Source organism: Peptoniphilus sp., from assembly GCF_050943655.1.
Taxonomy (GTDB): Bacteria; Bacillota; Clostridia; order Tissierellales; family Peptoniphilaceae; genus Peptoniphilus_A.
In genome coordinates, this window is sequence record NZ_JBMNPQ010000093.1 from 1 (window position 1) to 4,567 (window position 4,567).

5 protein-coding genes are annotated in these 4,567 nt (G+C 30.5%); 4 read left to right on the forward strand and 1 reads right to left on the reverse strand.

Going from position 1 to position 4,567, the window contains the following annotated elements; all coding sequences use genetic code 11:
- A partial coding sequence (gene lexA, locus ACOX6R_RS07250; protein ID WP_433448749.1) for a transcriptional repressor LexA occupies positions 1 to 501 on the reverse strand: 501 nt, incomplete at its 3' end.
- 193 nt (positions 502 to 694) lie between these two features.
- Here lexA and ACOX6R_RS07255 point away from each other — a divergent pair.
- From ACOX6R_RS07255 to ACOX6R_RS07270, 4 genes are all read left to right on the forward strand, one after another.
- Complete coding sequence (locus ACOX6R_RS07255; protein ID WP_433448751.1) at positions 695 to 979, forward strand: LysM peptidoglycan-binding domain-containing protein; 285 nt, start codon at positions 695 to 697, stop codon at positions 977 to 979.
- 147 nt (positions 980 to 1,126) lie between these two features.
- Positions 1,127 to 2,662 (forward strand): ribonuclease Y, encoded by a 1,536-nt coding sequence (gene rny / locus ACOX6R_RS07260; RefSeq protein ID WP_433448753.1) that lies wholly within the window; start codon positions 1,127 to 1,129, stop codon positions 2,660 to 2,662.
- A 46-nt stretch (positions 2,663 to 2,708) separates the two neighbouring features.
- Positions 2,709 to 3,719 carry a tyrosine recombinase XerC gene (locus ACOX6R_RS07265; protein WP_433448755.1) on the forward strand — a complete coding sequence of 337 codons (1,011 nt, stop codon included), beginning with the start codon at positions 2,709 to 2,711 and terminating at the stop codon, positions 3,717 to 3,719.
- 45 nt (positions 3,720 to 3,764) lie between these two features.
- Positions 3,765 to 4,460: a copper amine oxidase N-terminal domain-containing protein gene (locus ACOX6R_RS07270; RefSeq protein WP_433448757.1), complete on the forward strand. Its 696-nt coding sequence runs from the start codon at positions 3,765 to 3,767 to the stop codon at positions 4,458 to 4,460.
- Positions 4,461 to 4,567 lie beyond the last annotated feature (107 nt).

Sequence of the window (4,567 nt, forward strand, 5' to 3'; positions counted from 1 at the left end):
AGTTTTTATAGTTGCTTCTTCATCAATTAGCGCAAGAACTTTGTCACCATTTTTTGCAGTGCTAGTCTTTTCAACTATTACATAATCTCCATCTAAAATTCCGGCATTAATCATACTTTCACCAGAAACTTTTAATATAAATAATTCTCTATCGTTAACAAATTCAAGTGGGAGAGGCATTGTGTCATCAATATTTTCAACAGCTAAAATAGGCATACCAGCAGTTACTTTACCAACTATTGGAATATCAGTTGTCTTTTTCTTTGTTATAAGTACATCATCGCTTTGATTTATAATTTCTATTGCGCGAGTTTTTGATGCATCTTTTCGAATATAATTTTTATCTTCTAACTTTTCCAAAGCATAATAAACTGTAGATGTAGATTTTATATTACATCCAGCACAGATTTCTCTTACAGTAGGTGGGTAGCCCTTTCTTTCTAAAAACTTTTTTATATATAAGAGTATACCTAATTGTCTTTCATTTAAATCTTCGTACATAATAACCTCCAGATATCGTAACTTATTCTTCTCTAAATTTATAATACCATACAAAAACATCTATTTCAAACAAAAGTTTAATTTTTCTATAAAATGTATTGACAAACTAAAAATTTAAGACTAACATATGTTTAGAACTTAATTTCGAAACAAATATTTGTTGGGAACATTTAAATGATTTATGAGGTGGCTTATGAAGAAGAGATATTATTTAAAGAAATCTAAAATTTTGATGTTTTTATTATTTATATTTATTTTTAATACTGGTTTAGTAATTCAAAAGGAAGATTTTGCAAAAGAGAATAATAATTTTGTAATTTATACTGTCAAACAGGGCGACAATTTATGGAATATTGTGGATAAATATAATGATGGCAACAAGATGAAATTAATACTTGAAGTTGAAAGGATTAATAAAACTACATCGGAGAATTTAAAACCTGGGGATAAGCTTGTAGTCCCAGTTGTAAGCCGTTAAAACAAATAATTTATATACCTTCCAAATTGTAATATGTTTGACTTATATGCCTAAAAGATATACAATTAATTCTAGGTAAGTAAAAATTGCCTTTGCTTTTAAATTAAAAATTTGAAACTTGAAAATTAAATATGGGAGGTGTATAAATTGGGTTTACAAATATTGATATCTGCAATTATATGTATAATTGGTGTAGCCATTGGTTATGCTGTTAGAAAATATATTTCTGAGGGTAAGCTAAACAATGCTGAAGAGCTATCTAAAAAAATTATTTATGATGCTGAACATCAAGCATTAACTCAAAAGAAAGAATTGCTTGTTGAAGCTAAAGAAGAGATTCAAAAATTAAGAAGCGAGCAAGAATCTGAGATTAAGGCAAGAAGAGTTGAGTTAAAAGATATGGAAAATCGTATTCTTTCAAAAGAAAAGCTTGTCGATCAAAAATCAATTCAAGTAGAAAAAAAAGACGAGAAACTCTCTAAAAAACTTGAAGGATTAAGAGATAGGGAAGACTATGCAGAAGAGCTTATTGCTAAACGTGAAGAAGAACTTCAAAAAGTTGCAGGTCTTACTAGAGATGAAGGTAAAGATATTCTTTTAAACGAACTCAAAAAAGATATAACTAATGAATCCGCTTTAATTATTAAAGAAAACGAAAACAGAATTAAAGAGGAATCTGGTAAATATGCTAGAAACATAATTGCTCAAGCTATTCAAAGATGTGCTGCCGATCAAGTTGCTGAATCTACAGTAGCCGTTGTTAATCTACCAAACGATGAAATGAAAGGTAGAATTATCGGTAGAGAGGGACGTAATATTCGAACTATCGAGTCTTTGACAGGTGTTGATTTGATTATTGATGATACTCCAGAAGCAGTCGTGCTATCTTGTTTTGATCCTATTAGGAGAGAAATAGCAAGAGTTGCATTGGAAAAACTTGTAAATGATGGAAGAATCCATCCAACAAAAATCGAAGAGACTGTTGAAAAAGCTAAAGAAGAAGTAGAAACAATTATCAAGGAATCTGGAGAACAAGCGGCATATGATGCTGGTGTACATGGTTTGCATCCTGAAATTATTAAATATTTAGGAAGATTAAAATACAGAACAAGTTACGGTCAAAACAACTTAAAACACTCTGTTGAAGTTTCTGAAATCGCTGGTATTTTGGCTAGTGAGATTGGTGCAGACGTAAAACTTGCTAAACGTGGCGGTCTTCTTCATGATATAGGAAAATCTATAGACAGAAATTTCGAAGCACCACATGTTGATCTTGGAGTCGAAATTGCAAGAAAATACAATGAATCTGAATATGTTATTAATGCAATTGAATCCCATCATGGAGATGTCGAACCAAATTGTGTTGAATCAGTTTTAGTTCAGGCTGCTGATGCTATCTCCGCAGCTAGACCAGGTGCAAGAAGAGAAACTGTCGAAGCTTATATTCAAAGATTAGAAAAACTTGAAGAAATTGCAAATGATTTTGACGGAATTGAAAAATCATATGCAGTACAAGCTGGTCGAGAAGTAAGGATTATTGTTAAACCTGAAAAGATATCTGAAGCTGAAATGACAATTATGGCAAGAGATATTACCAAAAGAATTGAATCTGAACTAGATTTCCCTGGTCAAATTAAAGTTAATGTGATAAGAGAAACTAGAGCAGTTGAATACGCTAAATAAACCTGGCTTTTAAAGTCAGGTTTTTCTTTTTATAGGAGGTGAGATTTTGATACAATCAAATTTAATAGACGACTTTTTAGATTACATGAAAACTACAAAAGGGTCCTCGGAAAATACAATTAAGGAATATTATTACGATTTGAGAATGTTTGTTAGATTTATAAAAGTTAGAAAAGGTTTAGTCAGTGAAGATATTTCTTTTGATGATATTCCAGTTGAAGATATTGATGCCAAGACTCTTGGGGAAGTTACTAAACAGGATATATATGCTTATAACTCCTACTTAGAGAGGACACGAAAGATATCTAATAGGTCTAAATTTAGGAAACTCTCATCTGTAAAGTCGTTTTATAGTTATCTATTCAATAAAATTGATGTAATAAAATATAATCCAGTCCAGGATATTGATATGCCAAAAATTGAAAAGACACTTCCTGTGTATTTGAGCTTAGAGCAATGCATTGATCTTTTAAATACAATCGAAAATTCAAAACAAAAAGAAGTATATAAAACTCGAGACTATGCTATAGTCACACTGTTTTTAAACTGTGGCATGAGGCTATCAGAATTATCAAATATTGATGTAAGTCATATTACTGATAAAAGTCAATTGACAGTTTTGGGAAAAGGTAATAAGGAGAGGACAATCTACTTAAATAAGGCCTGTATTGATGCCATAAATAGATATTTAAAATTCAGGCCAGAGGTGAAAGAGGACGCTTTGTTCTTGTCAATGAGACAAAATAGAATGAGCAATAGATCTATTCAGCACATGATTGAAAAACACATGAAGAATAGTGGATTAGATACTTCAAAGTACTCTGTTCACAAACTGAGACATACTGCTGCGACACTTATGTATGAGTATGGAAATGCAGACATTAGGTCACTTCAAGAAATTCTAGGCCACGAGTCTGTAAATACAACAGAAATATACACACATGTCAATGATGACCAGTTAAAAAACATGGTAAAATCAAATCCTCTATCTAATATAACTATGACCCAAGATAAAGATAGTGATATAGAAGACGATACGAAAGATAATAAAAAATAATTTTATAATGACTTGAAAATGACATAATTTTATAACCAAAGATAAATGAAAAATTCTATAGGATTTGATACAATAATTTTATTAAGGAGTGATTATATGAAAAAATCGTTTAAAAGTTTTGCAATACTAACTGTATTTTTGGCAGCATTAAATATGAACATTTTTGCAGCTGGAAAACTACCAAAGGAAGCTAGTGACACTAAAGTTAATATCTCTATTAATGATGTAATGCAAAATATACCAGAAGATATGGGAAGAGCATATATAGATAAGAATACTGACAGAGTAATGGTACCAGCTCGCTATATTTCAGAAAATTTAGGATCTACAATTCGTTTCTCTGTTAGTAAAGACAATAAGCAAGGTATATTTATTGGCGGTATTTATAACGTAATTCAATTAGAAATAGGTTCTAATGTAGCGACAATTAGTTCTACAGATGGAAAAGAGTCTAATACTAAAGAATTAGATGCACCAGCAATTTTATATGATGGACGCACGTATGTTCCTATTAGATTTATATCTGAAGCAATGGGAATGGAAGTTGATTGGGATAACAATACTGTATACATTAAAGGCATTACAGAGGGCGGTAAGAAGCAGAGAGAAGATTTAAAGAAAAACTCTTTGGTAAAAGACAGTAGTGTAGTAGAACAAGATAAAAAAGATAACTCTCTATCATCACAAGAAACAAAAAAAGATTCAGATGATATCAAAATTAAAGGCTCTATACTAAATTAATAACTATTCGTGTATAAAGATTATAAGGTTTATGCAAAATTACTAGATTTATAATTAACAATGAAAATTTTACAGCAGGGAGATTACTTTAATATGAAGTTTAAGAC

Coding starts and splice junctions, on each gene's coding strand:
- ACOX6R_RS07255 (WP_433448751.1), top strand. CDS start 695: ATGAAGAAGAGATATTATTTAAAGAAATCTAAAATTTTGATGTTTTTA.
- ACOX6R_RS07270 (WP_433448757.1), top strand. CDS start 3,765: ATGAAAAATTCTATAGGATTTGATACAATAATTTTATTAAGGAGTGAT.